21 protein-coding genes are annotated in these 20890 nt (G+C 62.4%); 11 read left to right on the top strand and 10 right to left on the bottom strand.

Annotated features, from left to right (window positions below; all coding sequences use genetic code 11):
• Positions 1 to 23: 23 nt before the first annotated feature.
• Entirely contained in the window at positions 24 to 347 is a 324-nt protein-coding gene (locus AB1411_05965) for a rhodanese-like domain-containing protein (GenBank protein MEW6543140.1), read from the bottom strand.
• 292 nt (positions 348 to 639) lie between these two features.
• On the opposite strand from AB1411_05965, the gene cutA reads away from it, so the two are divergent.
• From cutA to AB1411_05950, 3 genes are all read left to right on the top strand, one after another.
• Positions 640 to 981 (top strand): divalent-cation tolerance protein CutA, encoded by a 342-nt coding sequence (gene cutA, locus AB1411_05960; GenBank protein MEW6543139.1) that lies wholly within the window; start codon positions 640 to 642, stop codon positions 979 to 981.
• 95 nt (positions 982 to 1076) lie between these two features.
• Positions 1077 to 2054 (top strand): M23 family metallopeptidase, encoded by a 978-nt coding sequence (locus tag AB1411_05955; protein MEW6543138.1) that lies wholly within the window; start codon positions 1077 to 1079, stop codon positions 2052 to 2054.
• Between the two features lie 190 nt (positions 2055 to 2244).
• On the top strand, positions 2245 to 3933 hold the full coding sequence (locus AB1411_05950) for a formate--tetrahydrofolate ligase (protein MEW6543137.1): 1689 nt from the start codon (positions 2245 to 2247) through the stop codon (positions 3931 to 3933).
• 66 nt (positions 3934 to 3999) lie between these two features.
• On the opposite strand, the gene hflC is transcribed toward AB1411_05950, so the two are convergent.
• The 3 genes from hflC to AB1411_05935 all read right to left on the bottom strand — a co-directional run bounded on the left by hflC (position 4000) and on the right by AB1411_05935 (position 6760).
• Complete coding sequence (gene hflC / locus AB1411_05945; protein ID MEW6543136.1) at positions 4000 to 4857, bottom strand: protease modulator HflC; 858 nt, start codon at positions 4855 to 4857, stop codon at positions 4000 to 4002.
• Positions 4854 to 5903, bottom strand: coding sequence for an FtsH protease activity modulator HflK (gene hflK / locus AB1411_05940; GenBank protein ID MEW6543135.1), 1050 nt, complete (start codon positions 5901 to 5903; stop codon positions 4854 to 4856). The genes hflC and hflK overlap by 4 nt, the downstream gene beginning before the upstream one ends.
• Before the next feature lie 248 nt (positions 5904 to 6151).
• Positions 6152 to 6760 (bottom strand): VOC family protein, encoded by a 609-nt coding sequence (locus tag AB1411_05935; protein ID MEW6543134.1) that lies wholly within the window; start codon positions 6758 to 6760, stop codon positions 6152 to 6154.
• Between the two features lie 127 nt (positions 6761 to 6887).
• On the opposite strand from AB1411_05935, the gene AB1411_05930 reads away from it, so the two are divergent.
• From AB1411_05930 to AB1411_05920, 3 genes are all read left to right on the top strand, one after another.
• Entirely contained in the window at positions 6888 to 10826 is a 3939-nt protein-coding gene (locus AB1411_05930; GenBank protein ID MEW6543133.1) for an N-6 DNA methylase, read from the top strand.
• Positions 10827 to 11033: 207 nt separating this feature from the next.
• Positions 11034 to 11381 (top strand): DUF6883 domain-containing protein, encoded by a 348-nt coding sequence (locus tag AB1411_05925; GenBank protein ID MEW6543132.1) that lies wholly within the window; start codon positions 11034 to 11036, stop codon positions 11379 to 11381.
• Positions 11378 to 11614 carry a DUF4926 domain-containing protein gene (locus AB1411_05920; protein ID MEW6543131.1) on the top strand — a complete coding sequence of 79 codons (237 nt, stop codon included), beginning with the start codon at positions 11378 to 11380 and terminating at the stop codon, positions 11612 to 11614. Before AB1411_05925 ends, AB1411_05920 begins: the two co-directional genes overlap by 4 nt.
• Before the next feature lie 148 nt (positions 11615 to 11762).
• Here AB1411_05920 and AB1411_05915 read toward each other — a convergent pair whose 3' ends face one another.
• The 5 genes from AB1411_05915 to AB1411_05895 all read right to left on the bottom strand — a co-directional run bounded on the left by AB1411_05915 (position 11763) and on the right by AB1411_05895 (position 16716).
• Positions 11763 to 12857: a hypothetical protein gene (locus AB1411_05915; GenBank protein ID MEW6543130.1), complete on the bottom strand. Its 1095-nt coding sequence runs from the start codon at positions 12855 to 12857 to the stop codon at positions 11763 to 11765.
• Between the two features lie 98 nt (positions 12858 to 12955).
• Positions 12956 to 14089, bottom strand: a complete 1134-nt coding sequence (locus AB1411_05910) for an inorganic phosphate transporter (GenBank protein MEW6543129.1) — start codon at positions 14087 to 14089, stop codon at positions 12956 to 12958.
• Between the two features lie 11 nt (positions 14090 to 14100).
• A complete protein-coding gene (gene arsS / locus AB1411_05905; GenBank protein ID MEW6543128.1) occupies positions 14101 to 15138 on the bottom strand; it encodes an arsenosugar biosynthesis radical SAM (seleno)protein ArsS in 1038 nt (345 codons plus the stop codon).
• Positions 15139 to 15149: 11 nt separating this feature from the next.
• Positions 15150 to 15503, bottom strand: a complete 354-nt coding sequence (locus tag AB1411_05900; protein ID MEW6543127.1) for a metalloregulator ArsR/SmtB family transcription factor — start codon at positions 15501 to 15503, stop codon at positions 15150 to 15152.
• Positions 15504 to 15510: 7 nt separating this feature from the next.
• Positions 15511 to 16716 (bottom strand): methyltransferase domain-containing protein, encoded by a 1206-nt coding sequence (locus AB1411_05895; protein MEW6543126.1) that lies wholly within the window; start codon positions 16714 to 16716, stop codon positions 15511 to 15513.
• 267 nt (positions 16717 to 16983) lie between these two features.
• Between AB1411_05895 and AB1411_05890 the strand changes: the two genes are divergently transcribed.
• From AB1411_05890 to AB1411_05870, 5 genes are read left to right on the top strand one after another with little or no spacing between them, the layout of a single operon-like run.
• Positions 16984 to 17427: a heavy metal-responsive transcriptional regulator gene (locus AB1411_05890; protein ID MEW6543125.1), complete on the top strand. Its 444-nt coding sequence runs from the start codon at positions 16984 to 16986 to the stop codon at positions 17425 to 17427.
• Between the two features lie 37 nt (positions 17428 to 17464).
• Entirely contained in the window at positions 17465 to 17680 is a 216-nt protein-coding gene (locus AB1411_05885; GenBank protein ID MEW6543124.1) for a glutaredoxin, read from the top strand.
• Between the two features lie 32 nt (positions 17681 to 17712).
• Positions 17713 to 17967: a mercury resistance system transport protein MerF gene (merF, locus tag AB1411_05880; protein MEW6543123.1), complete on the top strand. Its 255-nt coding sequence runs from the start codon at positions 17713 to 17715 to the stop codon at positions 17965 to 17967.
• A gap of 27 nt (positions 17968 to 17994) precedes the next feature.
• Positions 17995 to 18393 (top strand): carboxymuconolactone decarboxylase family protein, encoded by a 399-nt coding sequence (locus AB1411_05875; GenBank protein MEW6543122.1) that lies wholly within the window; start codon positions 17995 to 17997, stop codon positions 18391 to 18393.
• On the top strand, positions 18390 to 18932 hold the full coding sequence (locus AB1411_05870; GenBank protein MEW6543121.1) for a hypothetical protein: 543 nt from the start codon (positions 18390 to 18392) through the stop codon (positions 18930 to 18932). The genes AB1411_05875 and AB1411_05870 overlap by 4 nt, the downstream gene beginning before the upstream one ends.
• A 510-nt stretch (positions 18933 to 19442) precedes the next feature.
• On the opposite strand, the gene AB1411_05865 is transcribed toward AB1411_05870, so the two are convergent.
• Entirely contained in the window at positions 19443 to 20606 is a 1164-nt protein-coding gene (locus tag AB1411_05865; GenBank protein MEW6543120.1) for a hypothetical protein, read from the bottom strand.
• Positions 20607 to 20890 lie beyond the last annotated feature (284 nt).

Here is a 20890-nt window from a genome sequence, read left to right as displayed (position 1 = left end):
CGAAAGGGCGTTTATTGGATGGATCAGCGGTACCGCGGGACGCTTGGGTCGACTTGCAGCGACCAGGCGTCAATCCCTCCGACCAGGTTTTTGACGTTCTTGAAGCCCTGCTGGAGCAGGAACCCCGTTGCGTCGGCGCTCCTCATCCCGTGGTGGCAATAGGCGATGATCTCGGCCTCCCGGTCCAGTCTATCCAGCGATTGCGGGAGCGTGCCCAGCGGGATCAGGACCGATCCCGCGATCTTCGCCAGAGAGTTTTCCCACGGCTCGCGCACATCCAGCAGGCATAACGTCTCGCCTTTATCTAAACGATCCTTCAACTCATGGGGAGTGATGGTGAAGCCCATGTCCGTGCCTCCGTCTGTATCCTGTATGCGGGTGGTCGTCTGTATGATAAGCCCCGCTTTCAGAGCCTGTCAACGGACGGACCAGAGGGACCGATCCAGGCGGGCTGGTAGGCAGAATTTGCACGAAGGGGACGGAAAATGAGCCAATCAGGATGGAACAGACTCCCTCGTGGAGGGGGGAGTCAGCCACAATAAATCAACGTAACGAGTTGATTTTCCTGAAAGTTATTGCGAAATTTGGGAAGCGCGAGCATAAAAGTTGCTCAGTTTCTTCCGATAGAGAAGCCTGTGGATGGCTGACGCGACCGATCAGATCATCGTATTCGTTACCGCCTCGTCAGAGGAAGAGGCCGTCACGATCGGGCGAAAGCTGGTCGAGGGAGAACTGGTTGCCTGTGCCAACGTGATCCCTCGGATTCGCTCGGTATTTCGGTGGGAGGGGAAGGTCGCCGAGGAGCAGGAAGCCTTGCTCATCCTGAAGTCCCGTATGGAGCTGTTTGATCAACTGGAAAAGGCCGTGAAGAGCCTGCATAGTTATTCGGTACCGGAGATCATCGCGGTTCCACTCGCAAAAGGGGCCGGCAACTACCTGGACTGGATCAGCGAAATGACCGGCAAGCCGAAGAAAAATTGAGGGAATTGGCGAACGCGAATAATTCTTGACCGTTTGAAGGGGGGTTCAGTAGACTAACCCCCGCTGGTCAGGGGCCTTTTTAAGGAGAGCCGGATATGGACCGGGAACGCGACGCCTACACCATCGTGATCTTTCGGGGGCCGACGGTCAGTCCCCTCCGGTTCAGTCTTCCCAAAGCGATCGTCCGCAAAGCGGTCGTGATCGGGATGCTGTTGGTCTTGGCCCAGTTGGGCTTCATGGCCCAGTATGTGATCCAGACGGGGGAAGTGTGGGAGTTGCAGACGATCCGCCAAGAGCTGGTGACCGCCCGTGAGCAGACGAGCTCCTTCGCGACCGCCCTGGAGGATCTGCGACGCCGGGTCCTGGCCATGAAAGAAGTGAACGAAAAGCTCCGGGTTATGCTGGGAATCGAGACGCTCAAGCCGGAAGACTATTTGAACGGGCAGGGCGGAGAGGAAACGCCTCTGAACGGCGAGGGGGTGGGTGGAACGGACGGGGGGCCTCCGGCCGAGCCCAACCGACGGACGGAGCTTCAACTGTCGGGTGAAAACCAGACCCCGGACATAGACCTTGCCACCCAGGTGCGGCGGAGAATCGCCTGGTTGGAACGGGAGGCCTTGACCCAGGAACGGTCCCTGGAAGAGCTGTCTGAAGTCGCCAGGGAGCGGACCGTCCGGTGGGCCTCGACCCCTTCCGTCTGGCCGGTGAAAGGCTGGGTGACCTCGGGGTTCGGCGTCAGAATCTCGCCGTTCACGGGCCAGCCGGCCATGCACGACGGGTTGGACATCGGCGCGCCGCCCAACGCTCCGGTGTATGCCCCGGCTGGTGGACTGGTGGTGGCCACCGGCTTTGACAACAAAATGGGCAACATGGTGGCCATTGACCATCAGTACGGGGTCGAAACTCAATACGGACACCTGGCCAAGGTCCTGGTCAAGACCGGCCATCGGGTGAAGCGCGGAGACCTCATCGGGTTGGTGGGAAGCACTGGCATGTCCACAGGCCCGCACCTCCACTACATGGTGAAGTTCAACAGCCGCCCCGTGAATCCCCACCGGTACATCCTCAACTGACCGGTCCCCTCCGCTCCGAATCCGTTCCCGCTCTTTTCGAGAAAGCTCCCCGCTCGGGCTTGTCCCAGCTCGCCGATTTCCCCTCGTCGGGCCGCTCTGCTTCCGGTCCGCTGGCGCCTGCAAGCCGGTGTGCTATACTCCGCTTCGCCTCGACCGGGGAGAGCGTGAACGGGGGAGGGAGAAGAGCAAGGTGAGCGATCTCGCCATTGTCCGGTCAGTGAAGCCGCGCGCCATCCAACAGGTTGCCCAGGACATCGGGCTCCGTGAAGACGAGATCATCCCCTACGGTCGCTGGAAGGCCAAGGTGTCCCTGTCGGTCCTCGGGCGCCTCGCCGGCCGTCCGCTGGGCCGGTACGTCCTCGTCACCGCCATCAATCCGACGCCGCTCGGGGAGGGGAAGACCACGACCTCCATCGGTCTGGCGATGGCGCTCTGCCGGTTGGGGCATAAGGCCGTCGTCACGCTGCGCCAGCCCTCGTTGGGGCCGGTGTTCGGGGTGAAGGGGGGAGGCGCGGGAGGAGGACGGGCACAGGTCGTGCCGATGGAGGACATCAACCTCCACCTGACCGGCGACGCCCACGCGACAGGGGCCGCCCACAACCTCCTCTCGGCCTTTCTGGACAATCATCTGTTCCACGGGAACAGCCTGAATCTGGATCCGGCTCGGATCGCCTGGCCGCGGGTCATGGGGGTGAGCGACCGGGCGCTCCGCCGGGTGCTCCTGCGCGGCTCGGAGGGCAAGGCGGACCGGCCGGGGGAGTTCGTTCTCACCGAGGCCTCGGAAGTGATGGCGATCCTGGCCCTCGCCTCCGGTCTCTCCGACTTGCGGAAGCGGCTGGGCCGGATCCTAGTCGGGCTGGCCAGGGACGGAAAAGCCGTACATGCGGAAGAATTGAGATGCGCCGGCGCCATGGCGGCCCTGCTCAAGGACGCCCTCTGTCCCAACCTAGTCCAGACTCTCGAGGGCACGCCGGCCCTGGTCCACACCGGCCCCTTCGGCAACATCGCCCACGGGAACTGCTCGATCCTGGCCGACGCGATCGCCCTTCGCACCGCGGACTATGCCGTGACCGAGGCCGGGTTCGGCAGCGACCTCGGCGCGGAAAAGTTCTTCCACATCAAGTGTCGCGCGTCGGGCTTCCGCCCCGACGCCGCGGTGGTCGTGGCCACGCTGCGGGCCTTGAAGCTCCACGGGGGAGGCGGCGTCGTGAAGGCCGGGTCGCCGCTCCCGCCCGGCTTGACCGGCCCGAACCGGGGGGCGCTGACCAGGGGGCTCGCCAACCTCGAGCAGCACATCGCCAACGTGAAGGCTTTCGGAATTCCCGCGGTGGTGGCGATCAACGTCTTCAAGGGCGACCCGGCGGAGGAGCTGGAATACGTGCGGACCTGGGCCTTGTCGGCTGGCGCCGCCCGCGCGGCCGTGTCCACCCACTGGGCGGACGGGGGCAAGGGGGCGGAAGAACTGGCCAGGGCGGTGGTCGAAGCCTGCCGGCAGCCTTCGACCTATGCCCCGCTCTATCCCGACGAGGCACCGATCACGCAGAAGATCGAGACGGTGGCCAGGCGGATCTACGGGGCCGCCGGCGTGGCGTACGAGGGGTCGGCCCGGGCTCAGATCGAAACGGCCGAGAAGCTGGGATTCGGCCGCTTTCCCGTCTGCATGGCCAAGACCCCCCTGTCGCTGTCTCACGATCCGGCGCTCAAGGGCCGGCCCTCCGGCTTCACCTTGCCGATCCGGGAGCTGCGCATCCTGGCCGGGGCCGGCTTCCTGACCGCGGTCTGCTCCGGGATTCAACTCATGCCGGGGCTGCCCAGGGTGCCGTCCGGGGAACGGATTGACCTGGACCCGGAGACGGGAGAGATCGTGGGACTCTCGTGAGATGAACGCTGAACGGGGGAGTGCTGTCAGTGCAGCATTCTGCGTTCCGCATTCATCGTTTTGGAATCAGCGCTGCTTGAGGTACTTGAAGAACTCGGAATCGGGGCTGATCACGATCGTCGAGTTGGTGCTGAAGGTCTTCTTGTAGGCTTCCATCGAGCGCGTGAATTCGAAGAACTTCGGGTCCTGCCGGTAGGCCTCCGCGTAGATCTTGAAGGCCTTGGCGTCCCCGTCCCCCCGCAGCTCCTCCGCCGTCTTATAGGCTTCCGCCAGGATGATCTCCCGGTCCTTCTCCGCGTCGGACCGGATCTTCTGGGCCTCCTCGGCTCCCTCGGCCCGGTACTGCTTGGCCTGCCGCTCCCGCTCCGCCTGCATCCGCGCGAAGACCGCCTTCTCGTTCTGCTCGGGCAGGTCCGCCCGCTTGATCCGCACGTCCTGGATCTCGATCCCGTAGGCCTTGGCCTTCTCGTTGGCCCGCTCGGTCACCACCGCCATGATCTGCGCGCGGGTCTTGGAGACGATCTCCGAGAGGTCGTGCCGGCCGAGCTCGACGCGCAGCTCGGAGTAGATGATGTCGTCCAGCCGCCGAAGGGCGCCGCGCTGGGTCTGGAAGGCCTGGTAGACCTTCAGCGGATTGATGATCCGCCATTTGGCGAAGTTGTCGATGAGGAGCGTCTTCTTGTCCTGAGTGATCACGTCCTGCGCCGAGGAGTCGTAGTCCAGCAGCCGCTTGTCGAAATAGGTCACCTCCTGGATGAAGGGGGCCTTGAACTGGAGCCCCGGCTGCGTGATCGTGCGGACCGGTTTCCCGAGCTGGACCACGATGGCCGTCTGGGTGACGTCCACGATGAAGAAGGGCGACGCCCCCAGCACGACCAGGAGGATCAGGACGACGCCGATTCCGATCAGGAGGTTCTGCTTCACGGCGAGTCCTTCTTCTCCGCGGAGGCAGCCGGCGCCTTGGCCCCCTGGCGCTGCCGCTCCAGAGGCAGGAAGGGAAGCAGCCGGTCCCCGGCCTTGCCGTCCACGATGACCTTCTCGATGCCCGGCAGGACCTCTTCCATCGTCTCGATGTAGATGCGCTTGCTGATGATGTCCTTGGCCTGGTTGTACTCCTTCAGGGTCCGGAGAAACCGGTTGGCCTCGCCCTGCGCTCTCGTGAGGCGGGCCTGGGCGTAGCCCTTGGCCTGGTTCACGACTTGCGCGGCTTCCCCCTTGGCCTTGGGAATGATGTCGTTCCGGTAGCCCTGGGACTGGTTGATCAGCTTCTCCCGGTCTTCCTTCGCGCTGGCCACGTCCTTGAAGGCCGCCACGACCGCCTCCGGCGGGTCCACGTCCTGCAACTGGACCGCGGCGATCTGCACGCCGGCCTGGTACGAATCCAGAATGCCCTGGAGCAAGGTCTGGGTATCCTGCTGGATTTGCGCCTTCCCGGTGGTCAGAGCCTCGTCGATCTTGCTCTTCCCGATGACCTCGCGCATCGCGGCCTCGGCCGATTTCTGGATGGTCTCCTCGATCTCGTCCACGTTGAACAGGTAGTCTCTCGCGCTCTTGATCTTGTACTGGACGATGAACTCCACGGCCAGGATGTTCTCGTCCCCCGTCAGCATGAGGGCCTCCTTGGGGAGCATCTGCTGGCGGCCCTGCCGGTCGGTGCGGAACCCGATCTCCAGCCGGTGCAGCTTTTCCACCTTGGGCCGTTCGACGGTCTCGACGAAGGGGATCTTGAGGTGAGGGCCGGGGCCGGCGGTGCGGACCACGTCGCCGAACCGCTTGACGACGCCTTCCTCGTCCGGTGCCACGATGAAGGTGCCCTGCCAGATGAACAAGATCGCGACGAGGACCAGGATCGCCCCGCGAAGCCCGCCGCCGGAGGGGAGCCGCGGGCCCCACCGTTCCTGGGCCTGGCGGAGCACGTCCTCGAGCGGGTCGGTCCGCTTGCTCCAGGGATCTTTCGGGTTCCAGACCATGCAGGCTCCTCGGTGCGCGGGGGCCAGCTCAGCGGGCCGGCGGAAACGCGGCCCTCACCATAGCAAACTTTACCGATGGGGGCAACAGCAGAAACGATGGAGAGGTAATAATCGTGAGACGTGAAACGTGAGACGTGAAACGTAAAGTGACCGACGCGGAGACGCGGCGAAGGGGCGACGCGGATCGCCCGTTGCTCTAGGGATCCAGCGGGCCTCGCTGTCCCCGCGTCCCCCTCACCCGTCACCCGTCACTTGTCACTGGTTTTTCGGACGGTGGATTTCATGAGGCCGTCGGCCTGGGGCGGGGAGAAGCCGAGAAACCCTTCGCGCCGCTCGGCCAACTCCACGACGGAGAAGGGGGCGCCGTTGACCTCCTCGGGCACCGTGAAGATCTGCCGCAGCGGGCCGCCGCGCGCGCCCACGATCGAGCCGGCGAACCGCACGCCGGCCCGCTGCAGCCGGGCCATCGCCTGCTCGATGTCTTCGACCCGGACGGCGACGTGATGCAGGGTCCGGTCGCCGAACTGCCGGACCCAGGCGGGAATGATGCTGGTCTTGCCCCGCTCGTCCGGGTAGGCCTGGTCAATGAACAGGGCGGGGTAGCCCGGTTTGCGGTAGACCTTGGCGAACCAGTCCTCGTAGTGGAGCGTCTCGGAGAAGGCGTAGCCCAGCGTGAGAAACTCCTCCGCGCGGCGGTCAATGTCGTCCGTCCGGAACGTGATGTGGTCGGCGAGGGGAAAGAAGCCGACCCCGACCTCATCCAGGCCCTTCTTCAGGATTCGCGCCGCGGCGTTCCGCGCCACGAAATCGGCCACGTACCGGGCCAGCACCTCGTCCAGCTCCCGCGGGGACGTCATCAGGTTGTCTCCTCCGGCCTGCAAGTGCATTGTACCCTGCCCTGGGTTCCCGCTCAACCTTGACAGGGCGGACCCTGCTCCGTAGACTCCCGCAGGCCGCTGTTCCCTGGTCACCGCGAGGCCGTCCATGCCCCAAGGTCCGCCGCAACAAGTCCTGGATCTCATCGCCCGGTTCGGACACAACCGGGACGAGTACCGGGAGCATGGGCTGAATGAAACGCAACTGCGCCGGGAATACCTGGACCCCTTCTTTGAAGCCTTGGGATGGGATGTCACCAACCGGCAAGGGTACGCGCCGGCCTACCGTGAGGTGACCCACGAGGATGCGGTCAAGATCGGTGGTGTGGAGAAGGCGCCCGATTACTGCTTTCGCATCGGCGGGACGCGCAAGTTCTTCGTCGAAGCGAAAAATCCCGCCGTCAATCTGAAAGACGATCCGGCGCCGGCCTATCAACTGCGGCGCTATGCCTGGTCCGCCAAGCTCCCCCTGTCCATCCTGACCGATTTCGAAGAGTTCGTCGTCTATGACTGCCGGACCCGTCCGGCTTCGACCGACAAGCCCAGCGCGCACCGCAGCCTCTATTTGACCTATCGGGACTATGAGACCCGGTGGGAGGAGATCGCGTCCGTTTTTTCCAAGGACGCCGTGCTCAAGGGCTCCTTCGACAAATACGCGGCGGCGGACCGCAAACGCGGCACGGCCACGGTGGATGCCGAGTTCCTGGCGGAGATCGAACAGTGGCGGGACGTGCTCGCCAAGAACCTGGCCCTGCGGAATCGCGCGCTGTCCGTGCATGACCTCAACTTCGCCGTCCAGCGTACCATTGACCGGATCATCTTCCTGCGCATCTGCGAAGACCGGGGCGCCGAGCACTATGGACAGCTCCAGGCGCTGCTGAACGGCGAGCACACCTACGCCCGGCTGAAGCACCTGTTCCGCCAAGCCGACGACCGGTACAACTCCGGCCTCTTCCACTTTCAGCGCGAAGCGGACCGCGCCGAGGCGCCGGATGAGCTGACGCTCGACCTCATCGTTGACGACAAGGTCCTCAAAGACATCATTGACCGCCTCTATGCGCCGAAAAGCCCCTACGAGTTCTCCGTCTTTCCGGCGGAGATTCTCGGGCAGGTGTATGAGCAGTTCCTCGGCAAGGTCATCCGCCTCACGGCCGGGCACCAGGCCAGGGTCGAAGAGAAGCCGGAGGTCAAGAAAGCCGGCGGCGTCTATTACACGCCGGCCTACATCGTGGACTACATCGTCAAGCAGACCGTGGGGAAACTCTGTGAAGAGAAGACACCCAAGCAGATCGCCAAACTCCGCATCCTCGACCCAGCCTGCGGTTCCGGCTCCTTCCTGATCGGCGCCTATGACTATCTCGTGACCTACCACCGCGACTGGTACGTGAAGGACGGACCGGAGCGACACAAAAAGGAACTCTACAAGACCGCTGCAGGCGACTGGCGTCTGACGACCCAGGAGAAGAAGCGCATTCTCCTGAACAACATCTACGGCGTGGACATTGACCCCCAGGCCGTGGAGGTCACGAAGCTCAGCCTGTTGCTCAAGGTGCTCGAAGGCGAAAACGACGAAACGCTCAGGCGGCAGTTGTCGTTCGTCAAGGAACGGGCGCTGCCGGACCTCGGCAAGAACATCAAATGCGGAAACAGTCTGATCGGCCCGGACTACTTCAGCGGGCAACTCCTGCCGGACGAAGACGAAATGAGGCGCGTCAATCCGTTCGACTGGCAGGCCGAGTTCCCGGAGATCCTTTCACGAACTCCCTCTCCCTCGAAGGGAGAGGGTAAGGGTGAGGGTGTGGATGCGAGCGGCTTCGATGCCGTGATCGGCAATCCGCCGTACGTGCGGATTCAGACTATGCAAGAATGGATGCCGGCGGTCGCTGAGATATTCAAACGAAGCTACGAATCGGCGAGGGAAGGCAACTATGACATTTACGTGGTCTTTGTCGAGCACGGACTATCCCTATTGAACGTAAACGGGCGGCTTGGGTTCATCATGCCGCAGAAATTTTGGCAGGTTCAGTATGGCGCAGCCTTGCGCGCGTTCCTTGCGGCCGGGAAGAACGTTGATACGGTTGTGAGCTTTACAAACAATCAGGTCTTTGGTGCAGCCTTCGTGAACACGTGCATCCTAATCCTGTCCAAGGCCCCCAAGGATTCGTTCCAATACATCGAAGTGCCCAAGCTAACAGAGGATATCCCACTGTCCCAGGCTCTGGCCGACGCACCGGCGTCTGCTCTGTCCGCAAGGTTCCTTTCTGAAGCACCGTGGGTCTTCAAGCCAGCAAAGGCGATGGCATTGATCGAGAAGCTTGCCAAACGTGGCTTGCCGCTTGAGGAGTGCACAACGCGGATTTTCCAGGGATTGAAGACGAGCGCAGACAAGATTTATGCGCTGGAGCTCAAGCGTGAAACCGCACGATCCGTCAAAGGCCATTCCATTCATCTCGGCAAGGACGTAGAGCTAGAACGCGGCCTGTGCCACAAACTGATTAAGGGCACTGAAATGCGACCGTATGTTTCATTGCCTCCCGAGCGGGTCGTCATTTTCCCGTACGTTCAATCTGGTGAATCAGTGCGATTAATAGAAGAAGGCGAGTTGAGACGCCGGTTTCCCAAGACATACCGATACCTGAAGGCAAACGAGAGATATCTTCGCGATCGCGAAGACGGAAGCATGAACCATGCTGGCTGGTATGGATACGGAAGGACACAGGCTCTTGATGTCATGCCTCTTTCTAAACTCATCACCCCTGATTTAGCCCCCCGCTCGTCCTTCCTCTTTGACTCATCGGGAGACCTGTTCTTCCTGGGTGGCGCTGCTGGCGGATACGGGCTGTTGCCAAAAGAAGGCGTCAATCCTCTCTACTTGTTGGGCCTCTTGAACAGCCGCGCACTCAATTTCTTCATCACCTCGTCTGGCCAACAGATGGAGAGTGGGTACTATTCCTTTGAAGCCCGCTTTATCCGTTCCGCGCCTATCTACTCAGTCGACTTCTCTGACCCAACTGGCAAAGCCAGACACGACAAGATGGTCTCGCTGGTCGAGCGCATGCTGGACCTGCACAAGCGGCTTGCGGCCACGAAGAACCCGAACGACAAGACCCGCCTGCAGGCGCAGATTGGCGCCACCGACCGCGAGATTGACCGGCTCGTCTACGACCTCTACGGCCTGACGCAGGAGGAGATCGGGATCGTAGAGGGGACGGCGGTTGCCTCCGAGCCCACGGCATGCGAAAATACCAGCCATGAAAACCCAAGCTCCTCTCGATCTCAAGAAGGCGGATGCCAAGCTCCGTCAATGGCAACAGCGGCACGACACGCCGGAAAAAGTGGCGGCCGCGCACCGGAAGGTTGTTCTGGAGCGAGTCGTGGAGTCCATGGCGTTCGAGAACGAACCGTTGAGTATGGCCCGCCTGAAGACTCTCCTGAAGAATCGGAAAAAAGCTCAGGTCAGCTAGGCACGACACGCTATTTCGAGACAGCGGAGGGGACTCTGTCCCACCAGCAAGTCTCGGAACGGCTGGCCGTCGCGTTGGCGGGCATCCTGGACAATATCCCCGGCACGCCGCCCGAACAGATTGCCATCACCCCCGAGTGGCTGTGCCTGCGTCACAAAGACTTGGCCGGCGAGCTCTTTCCTGATTGGGCTGGACGATTCCGTGACGTGAATGTGCAAGTCGGGGCGCATACCCCGCCACCGTTCTATGAAGTGCCGGTCCAGATCCGGCTCTATTGTGACGACCTAGCCGAACGCCAACGCCATATCCGTCCTCGGCACACCGATCTTCAGACCCTGGCTGAACTGCTTGCGTGGACCGATGGTCGGTTCCAGGCCATTCATCCGTTCAAGGACTTCAACGGCCGAATCGGGCGCGTCCTCCTTGCCGCCTTGCTGTACAAGCTTTCCCTGCCCCACGTCGGAACCGCGCCGCTGAACCCGGATGGACGCCGGCAGTACCTCGACGCCTTGCAGGCCGCTGATCACGGCGACCTGGAGCCGTTGACCGAGTTATGGGCGCAGAGGCTTCTGACGGCGCTTTGAGACGAGGGCGCACGCTAACGAGACCGACGAACGTCAAGCCATTGCCCGCGATTTCCGCCCATTGCGCGCACGACTCCGCCAGCTTGGGCGCAGGTACAATCCGAGCAACAGGGCTCTCCACGCCCCCGATCGCGAGATAGGCCGCGTCTCCGATCTTTATGGCCTGGTGTGGAAGGAAATCGGGATTGTGGGAGGCATGGCGCAAGCATGAAACTCCCCCATGTGGACCGCCTTGAAATTCGTCAGGCCAAGGTCGTTCAGTATCTGCTTTCCTCGACTCATCGGGCGGGCAAGGGGAAGGCGGCTTTCTTTTCTGGACTCGGGTTCCAGGCATCTGCCTGGGAAGTTTTGGCAAGGGCGTTGCAACAGCATGCCAGAGACAACCTCGTCACGTCCTACGAGAACACGCGGTTCGGTAGACGTTACGTGATTGAAGGCCCGCTTGTCGCACCGAGTGGACGGCAATTGCAAGTTCGAACGGTCTGGTTTATAGATGAAGGTGGCCAGACGCCGCGGTTCGTGACCGCTTATCCCCTGAAACGGAGGACGCCATGATTCAGGATCTGGACGATGTCGTTCTGGAGTGTGACCTTCCCCAGCACGGTCTTCGACGAGGGGACATTGGAACCGTGGTGTTGGTTCACCAGGAGGGCAAGGGTTACGAGGTAGAGTTTACAACCTTGGATGGCGAGACGGTAGCGGTTGTGACGCTTGAGGACTTTCAGGTTCGTCCCGTCCACAAGCATGAGATTGCTCATGCACGAGAACTGGCGGGCTCAGCGCCGTAGCACACGGTTGTTCCTCGCCATCTCCACCCTACTCAACCTCCCTATTCACCGTTTCTAGGTGACCGCCCCGCCGCAGGGCGCACGATGCGAGGAATAACGATTCACCCGTTGCAAGTGAGCGCAACGGGTGCCCGGTTCGTGCACGCCGCTACCGCATGACCACCTTCCCCTTCGGGTTCCAGTAGTAATAGATGGAGAAATTGGGGTAAATCGCGGCCAGAGTATTCTGGCCAGCGACGGAGAAGAGGACGCCGGTTGCGCCGACCCAATTGTCGCCGATCCGGAACTGGAGGCTTGGCTGGACCCCCAGCGTGCTGAACCCGTTTTGGCCACCGGCATTGATCCGGTGTCCATCTGCCCGCCAGGTCAGCCCGTGGAATCCGACGAATTCGAGGCTGTATCCCAAGCCTCGTTTGTCGTCCAGAATATGCTCGATGATCAACCGGGTGTTGATGATGTCGGCTGGGTACGTGGTCTGCCCGGCATCGCTGCCAGGTAAATGGTAGGAATAGAAGATACCGCCGCTGATTCGGAACGGCTGGAGAATCTTTCTGGCCATCAGTCCCTCCGTCCAGGTCAGGGAGCCGAAGCGCGTTGCGGGGAGACGGCCTAAGGGAGCGAAGCCCCCTGGCGGGCTCTGTGTCCCGGTGAACCAGCGACTTGTGGGCAGGACAATCATGTTGAACGTCGTGATCGAAGGGCGCCAGGTATCCGGGTCTTGAACGACGGGCCGGTACTTCAGGTAGACCTGGGTATCTCCCATGCCCGAGTTGGTCGTGACAGGTCCGCCCTTGCCTTGGTTGAACCGACTTGAGTCTCGAGCCCAGAAGGTGGATTCCGACAGACCAACGTTCAATTCCAAGTGATCGGTAATTCCATAAGCGATCGTAGTCAGCGGATTGATCTGATACGAATGAGTGGGAGCCGGACTCCGATTCACACTGAGGTCGTTGCCGAAGCGTTTCTCGCTGATCTGGGAAAAAAGAAAGGGATGGATCGTCAGTTGTCCCTTGGGGTGCACGTCCACGCTGGTAATAAAGATGGGGCCGTTGGCAAGCGGGTTCCAGGTATTCCGGTACTTTCGGATTTCTTCCTGGGATGGCACCCAGTCAAAGGCTTGGACGTCGCTTATAAAGATCGATCCCAAACCCAAAAGACAGGCCAGTACCAAACTCAGCCTGGGTTGAGACGGTGATCGCTCAACTCGCTGATTCCTGGACCGCTCCACCAACCGTTTGTGCATCAGACACCCTCCTTGCCGTATAAGCATATCGAGATAATTACATGTATTGTCGTGGGCATTTGAATACCCTATGAGCTGCCGAGAAACTGTGAGTTGGCTTACAACAGCCTGGCGAGGAACGGGTAGGCCAGGCAGGCGAGCAGCGCGGCGGCGGGAAGCGTAACAGCCCAGGCCAGGATCATGTCGCGAACGGTGCCCCAGCGGATGGCGCTGCGACCCTTGAGCAGGCCGATGCCGATGATGGCTGAACCGCTGACGTGAGTCGTGGAGACCGGCAGGCCCATTGTGGCGGAGACGAGGACGAGCGAGGAGGTGGTCAGGTTGGCCGACAGGCCCTCCGTATGGTTCATCCTCGTGACCCGTTCGGCCAAGACTGCGGTCACGCGGAGTCCTCCGAGGTAACTGCCGATCCCCATGGCCAAGGCGACCCCGATAAAGGTCAGGATTTGGACCCGGGAGCTGGGCCAGGAGACGGCCGTGTTGCCCAGGAGGAGCATCGCCGCGATCTTGGGGGCGTCGTTGGCTCCCCTGGCCAGAGACGCGAGCCCGCTGGAAACCCAGTGGATGCTATCGAGCCCAATGGTCAGGCCCCTGAGGCCGGCCCGTTCACATTGGACCGGCACGGAGGCGACGGGCTGTCCAAAGGCCGTCATCTGAAGAATCGTGCGGGTCGAGCCCCGGGCGTCCACGGTGACCAACGCGCGTGCGCTCGGCATCAGACAGAGGCAGGTTCCCTCCCAGCGACTGGCCAGTGCTCGGATCGCCGGGTGCAACAGGAACGACAGGGAGAAGGCCAGCACCGGGCTCAGGAGCAATGGGAGCGCAAGCTTGCTGGCGATTGACGACCAGATCAATCCGGCGCTTCCGAATGCGGTCAACCCGGCTCCCACGATCGCGCCGGTCAGCGCGTGGGTGGTGGAGACGGGGAGCCCGGTCCGGGAAGCGAAGAGGACCCAGGCCATGGCTCCGGCCAGCACCGCCAGGGCCAAGGCTGGCCGGGGGCTCACGCCGGACATCAGCAGCCCGCTGCTGAAGGTCTTCACCATCGCCGTGGCGATCAGTCCGGAGAGCCCCGCTCCGATCAAGGTCCAGACCGCGCCCCAGAGGATGGCGGTCCGGTAGTTCGTGACCCCGCTGCCGACCAGGGTCGCGATGGCCTTGGACACGTCGTTCGTACCGTTGGCGAAGGCCAGGGCCAGGACGAGGGGGAACGCGAGGAGGGAGCCGTCCATGGAACGAGTCGCTAAACGACGGAACCGCCGCAGGAGGAGCCGGAGCCGGCCGTGCAGCCGTAACAGTGGTTGCCCGTCACGATCCGACGGGTGTGGAGGAGGGCCGGGTCGAAGTCGCGGATGTGCCGTGGAGCCCCATGGTTCACCGATAGATCCAGCATCTGGTTGAAGTCGCAGTCGAACAGGGTGCCGTCCCAGCCCACCGAGACCGTATAGCGGCACATGACGCCGGCGGCGGCGGACGGGTTGAAAGCATTCGCAAGTCGCTCCATGTAGCCCTCGTAGTTCCCTGTCTCCACCAGAAACTCCAGGAACCGGCTGATCGGCATGTTCGTGATCGTGTAGAGCCGGGTGAACGTCACCCCATGCGTCCGCTTGAGCTCCCGCCGGAACTGAGCTTCGATCGCCTCCTGCCTGGGCGGGAGGAACGCGCCCACCGGGTTGTGGACGAGGGTGAGGGCCAGGCCGCTCCCTTCCATTCCGTACCCCAGGGCGTTGAGCCGCCGCAGGGCCTGGATGGATTTGTCGAAGACCCCCTCGCCGCGCTGCGCGTCCGTCTGGGACGGACGGTAATAGGGGAGGGAGGCGATGATCTCGACCCGATGCCGGGCCAAAAACTCCCCGAGGTCGGCCTGGGCAGGTAAAAGAAGCACGCTGAGGTTGCACCTGTCCATTACGTGGCGGCCGAGGCTCCGGGCCTGCTCGACCAGCCAGCGGAAATGGGGGTTCAACTCGGGCGCCCCGCCGGTAATGTCCACGGTGGGGATGTCGGTCTGCGCCAGGGCCTTGATACAGAGCTCGGCCGTCTCGCGCGTCATGACCTCCCGCCGGTCCGGGCCGGCGTCCACATGACAGTGCCGGCAGGTCTGGTTGCAGAGCTTGCCGACGTTGATCTGGAACACCGTGATGCCGGTCGCGTGCAGGGGATGGAGCCCCGCCGCCTGCATCCGTGCCTCGAAGGATGGACAGCCTTCCGTCCGGGCCAGGATGCGTAACTGCTCTTCGGTGGACACGAGCGGGCTGTTGCGGGCGAGCAGGCTGAGCCCCATGGGCTGCTCCTTCATCGGCCGGAGGATTCGAGGACGGTCCCTGGAAAGCTGATCCGGCAGCAGCCGAAGTCGAGGGCCTTCCCCCGCCGCTCTTCCAAGAGCATCCGAATCTTCGGTGAGATGCGGTAGCAGATGCGTTTCCCCTCCCGAATGCCCTCGATCAGTCCGGCTTCCCGCAGGATGCGCAGGTGGTGGGAGACATGCGGCTGCGTGTGCCGGGTCTCGGCTACCAGGTCGCTGACGCACTTCTCTCGGGCGAGCAGCGATTCCAGGATGTGCAGCCTGGTTGCGTCGCCCATCGCCCGCATGACGCCGGCGCACTCGCCGGTGGACAGGGTCCGACTGGTCTGGCTTCGGGTGGTCATGGTCGGGTCAGCAGCAACTCCCGCTGGGGTTGCAGGAGACCGCCGCGCCGGTGACGGCCGACTGAGCCCGGTTGATGACGGCGAAATGGCCCGCGTAGGCCTCGTGCCGCAGGACCTTCAACGTCTTCGAGCAGATCTCCAGCGGCTGGCCACGAACGTAACAGTGCTGGTCGTCGTCGCAGACCTCCAGGAGCGGGCCGGTGAACAGGGCGAAGTGGCCCTCCCAGATGCAGGAGGCCTGCTCCGGCAGGATGGCCGTCCAGTGCGGGTCGGAGGCATCCAGGGCCACCGGGGTATCGGTCAACAGGAACAGACCATCGAACGGCGGCGTGTGCAGCAGGTGCGCCGTCCGGGCATTGACGGCCTGCGGCACGCCGCGGAGATAGACCTGCCCCAGCTCGTCCACCGCGCGGCTGAAGGGGCCGCGCAGCGTGGCGAACCGGGCGCCGTTGGGCTCCGGCTGCTCCGGCAGCTTGTAGCCGGTCAGCGTGAGGGACAGGAAGCGGATGCCGTCAATGACCTGCCAGGGGGTGAACGTGACCTGGTGGATGCCCAGGAAGCCGGCCTGGCGCAACCCGTCCAGGTAGTCGGCCACCTGCAGGGCGCCGGACAGGCAATTGCCCCACTTCTCCGTGTCGTGCACCAGGTACTGAGGGAGCGGCTGATCCGAGACGATGTCGGAGATCGTGAACCGGCCGCCAGGCTTGAGGCTCCGGTACATCTCGCGGAAGACCCTGGGCTTGTCCGGGGCCAGGTTGATGACGCAGTTCGAGATGATGAGGTCAATGGTCCCGTCTTCGACCGGCATGGCGTCCGCCAATCCCTTGCGGAACTCCACGTTGGGGGTCGGGTGGCCCAGGTTCGCGGCGACCACCGGCGCGTGGCGCCGGGCCAGCGCCAGCATCTCGTCGGTCATGTCGAGGCCGATCACCAGGCCGGTCGGGCCCACGCGCCGCAGGGCCTCGAAACAGTCGATCCCGCCGCCGGAGCCGATGTCGAGCACGGTCTCGCCGGGCCTCACGGTCCGGAGGCCGGCCGGCGTGCCGCAGCCGTAGGAAACCTTGAGCACCTCCTCGGGGACGAACCGGCGCAGGTCGTCGAAGTCGTAGCCGGTGGGACAGCACATCTGCTCGCCCGTCGTGACGGCCCGGGCGTACCGTTCGCTCACCTGTTGCGTGATCGTGTCGTTTCCCATAAGTGCCTCTCTGGTCATCAACCTATCGAGATAGGTCCATGTAGCAGGCCGCACGTCCCCCCGTCAACTGTCCTGGCAGAGAATACCAGCCGGGGGGGAGCTTTTCTGTAAGCTGGCTTACATCGCCTGAGTTTGCCCGTTGGATGGCGATTCTTCCGCACGTCCGTACGTTCAGTCGTTCGAGGCCGGCAATCCTTACAGTTGGGGCGCCAGACATTTTCTTGCGCCCCTCTTGACTCGGTACCCTAGTACAGGGTGTAGAGTCGTCAACGATGAGGTGCTGCGATGGCGACGGAGCGTACGATCGGTCAGTTGGCAGATATGATCGGGGTCAACGTCCAGACCTTGAGGTACTACGAGCGGCTGAAGCTGCTCACTCCGTCGGCTCGGAAGTCATCAGGCTATCGGCTGTACGGGTCCGCTGAGGTCCTCCGCCTGCGGTTCATCAAGAACGCCCAGGCGCTGGGTTTCACGTTACAGGAGATCGCGGAATTGTTGGACCTGAGGGTCAGCTCGACGGCTCGTTGTGGGGATGTCCAAAGGAAAGCGCAGGCGAAATTGAAGCAGGTGGAGGCCAAGATGCGCGATCTGCGCGCCCTCGCGCGAGCGCTTCAAAGCTTGGTCACGGCCTGCCATGCGGGGCAGCCGACGGATCAATGCCCGATTCTCCAAACCTTGGAACGGAAAGAAAGGAAGCGGAGTTATGGACACGACAAAACGACTCGTTGAGGTGTTCACGGCTGGGTGTCCGATTTGTGGGGAAACCGTGGGACTCGTGAAGTCGCTGGCCTGCCCGAGCTGCGACGTGCAGATCTATGACCTGCGAGAAGGCTGTGCGACGAACGAGTGCCGGGACAGGGCGAGGCGCTATGGAGTTACTGCAGTCCCGGCCGTCGCGGTGAACGGCGTCTTGCTCGATTGCTGCCGGCGGGAGCCGATCACGGCCGATCGGTTGAGGGCTGCAGGGATTGGACAGCCGTAACGGCGCCGGCGAACATCGGAAGGGAGAGGTCTTTGAACCGGAAACGTCTTGTGACGTTCGGTTTAGTTGGAGCAGCGTTGACCGCTCTGTGCTGTTTTACACCGGTCCTGGCAGGGCTGTTGGGGCTCGTCGGGTTGGGAGTGGTCACCGGCTATCTCGACTATGTGCTGCTCCCCACCCTGGCCGGATTTCTTGGCTTGGCCCTCTATGGCCTGCTATCGCGAAAGGGAAAGGATGTATTCAACTGCTGTGCAGGCAGGGAACAGGACCGGATTGGAAGGACTTGAACAATGGCAACGGGCGAAAAGAAAGAGATGAAATCCGATGGAGAACGGTTGTTCGAAGAGCTGCGACGTCTGAGTCCGAAGGTGACCGGAGGCCTGTTGCGGATGCGGCAGGAAGCCTATCGAGACGGCGCGGTTCCCGCCAGGTATAAGCTGCTGGCTGCGTTGGCTGTCTCGATCGCGATTCGCTGCGAGCCCTGCATCCGGGCCTATGTTCGCATGGCCTACGACAAGGGGGTCTCGCAAGAGGAATTCATCGAATTCCTGGAAGTGGCCATGACGATGCAGGGCTGCCCCGGCGAGGAATGGGCGCTGAAAGCCTACGCGGCCTATAAAGAACGGGCCGACAGTCAACCGCCTCCGGTCGAGGTTGCCTGCTGCACAAGCAACAGTGATCCGGATGCGTCCCAGGGAGGACACGAGGCATGAAGCGGATAGCGATCACGCTGGCTCTGCTCTGTGGCTTCACCTTGCTTTTATGGGCACCATCGTCAGCGGCGGAGACCACACCAGCCACCCGCATTCTCATTCACATGAAAACCTCGCTCGCAGAGGATGATGCCCAGATCTGCGCGGTGCCGAACGTCGCCTGGGCCGCGGTCAAGGCCGGCCACAAGGTCACGATCCTAGTGGATGCCAGCGCGGTCACCTCGGTGACTAAAGGCTTCGGGTTCTTCAATCGGATGTTCCGGCCGGACAGCACCGCGCTGGACCATGCTCGCCTGCCCGAGCGGGAACGCAAGTCTCTCTCCGAGCAAATGGGCGTGCCGGTGGAGCAGATCCCGCACGATTACGGCGAATATTTCGAGTTTCTCAAAGAAAAGCTCGGCGTCGAGATCTACGGCAACCAGACGATGATGCTCCTCTACAAGATTGACCCGTCGCGCGTCGCCTCGGCTGTGACACCAATCCCGCTGGATCGCATGGTGCAACTGTTCAGCGAGGCGGACCGCATCGTCGTGTATTAAACAGCTAAAAAGTGATGACCTGACAACCCTCGGAGACCAACTTCCTGAAGCTCGGATGCGGTCGAATTCTTCGAGCAGAGGAACGCCGCAGAGCGGGATTTTCTCCTGAGCGCCGAAGGCTTGGGCACAGAAGCCACAGGCTCCGGCCCCACGATCCTTCACTGCGTCAAAGAGGTCGTTCAGCTTATGGTCAAGTTGGGAAAGCTCCGCAATCCACTTGACACCCGCTCCGTCAAAGATGAGCTGGATATCGTCCTTGGCTTCTTTGAACTCTTTCACCGCTTCAAGCGTATTGACCACACGCCCCAGATCTCCGTGAGATTCCGTGTCCGCTAAAACGATGATCGCCACTTTTGCCATGTTCTGTCCTCCTTTTGAGTGGAAAGCTGCAGAAGTGCCTGTCCGAATGTCTCTCCGGGACGCAGCTTCGCCAGACGCCGCGCCATGACGTGTGAGTGGAGTCAGGGCGGTGGCTATGGAATGCTTCGCGTTCGCGCTACCGAGGGCTGTTCAGTGAGCGGAGCAGACGTCCAGCGGGCAGGTGAGCACAAAGTGATTTAACAACGCGTGACGCTCATAGCTGAGAAGATAGAGGTGCAGCGTAGCTGGATCGGCCGTATCCCAGTGCAACAGAGGACCGTCCACGCCCACCGCATGGTGGTCAAGCCAGCGGCCCTGCGCGTCCAGGTGGAACCCGTAAAAGGGACGTTTGGTCGGGGGATGGGTTTGCACCCCTTCGTAAGATTCGAAGAAGCCGGGATTCCCGATCCCCATGGGAACCTGCCAACCACGCTCGTAACGGCCAACGGGCAGGGTGGGGAGCGTACGGAAGTCCAGGCCGCCAAAGACCAGCTTGGTTGATTGTCCGGTTTCATTGCTCCGGAAAGCCAGTTCCAGCTCGAACAACGGCTCCGGGCCGGCCGGTGTGCGAACCTTGCGGAGCAGGGCTCCGGTGAGTTCAGATAGATAGTGCAGCCTGGTGTCGCGCGGGTGGGCGACGGAATAGCGGCCCGGCGGGATAAAGCTCGCGAACCTGACCGGCTGGCGGTACCAGTCGCGGTACGTGTAGACGGGGTGAGTCAGCACGTTCTTGCGCTTCAACCGCTGCTCGCCCTGCCACACTGGAGCCTCGTCCCACTTGACGCTGACTGTAAGGGGCCACTCGCGATCAACGGCTCTGAGCCGATCCAGCCGGATCGGTGTCCCGGCTGGGGCCACCCAATGTTCGAGCGACCACCAATAGTCCCAATAGGACAGGCCATTCACCCGCTCGAAGAGCTGCTTGTAAAGGCCAAGCGGAAAAGTGAACCACAGGTGCTCATACACCCGTTCCTGTCCATCCTCAGTGGTGAACAGCAGCAATTCCCAGAGCCCCGCGTTCAGGCAGTTCCGGGCGAGGTCCACGCGGCTCAGCCCCCGCTGCTCGAACCCGTCACCGCCCTCGCGGACGCGAACATGGTCCGAGTCGCGTTGGAAGCTCACCTGCTGCCGGTTCCACTCCCGATCAATGAGCCCCACCCTGATCAAGTCCGGATCGGATTTCACCCACTGGGGCACGGCTGCCACCATGTGGGCCAGATCCGCCTCCGGCAATTCAATCACCGTGGCCTGGTCCGACCCCGCTTCGATGACAAACCGGAAGCGGGTGCCCTCGATCTGCTGTATACGGAGCATTCGGTGCGGATAATTCCCAAAGGCCAAACTCCGCTCTTCAGGGTCCTCGGGATATTCGGCGTTGCTGAAGGTCCTGAGTTCGACGGTCTGGTCTGGGGCCGCGTCATAGCGCGCCTGAAACCAAAAAGAGCCGCTCACAGTCATGAGAGCGGCCAGCCCCACAGTGGCTTTGGCCAGATACCGTCTGTGTGGCACCATCCCCTGAACGGTCCTCACCATCTCCTGCTTCGGCAGCCTATCATGGCAGTTCAACAGCGCTCATGAATAATCCGGCTAGGGTCGCG

The organism is Nitrospirota bacterium (genome assembly GCA_040757595.1).
In the GTDB taxonomy this organism is placed as follows: domain Bacteria; phylum Nitrospirota; class Nitrospiria; order Nitrospirales; family Nitrospiraceae; genus JBFLWP01.
Note: the sequence above shows the minus strand (reverse complement) of the source record. Positions and strands in the feature narration are given on the sequence as shown.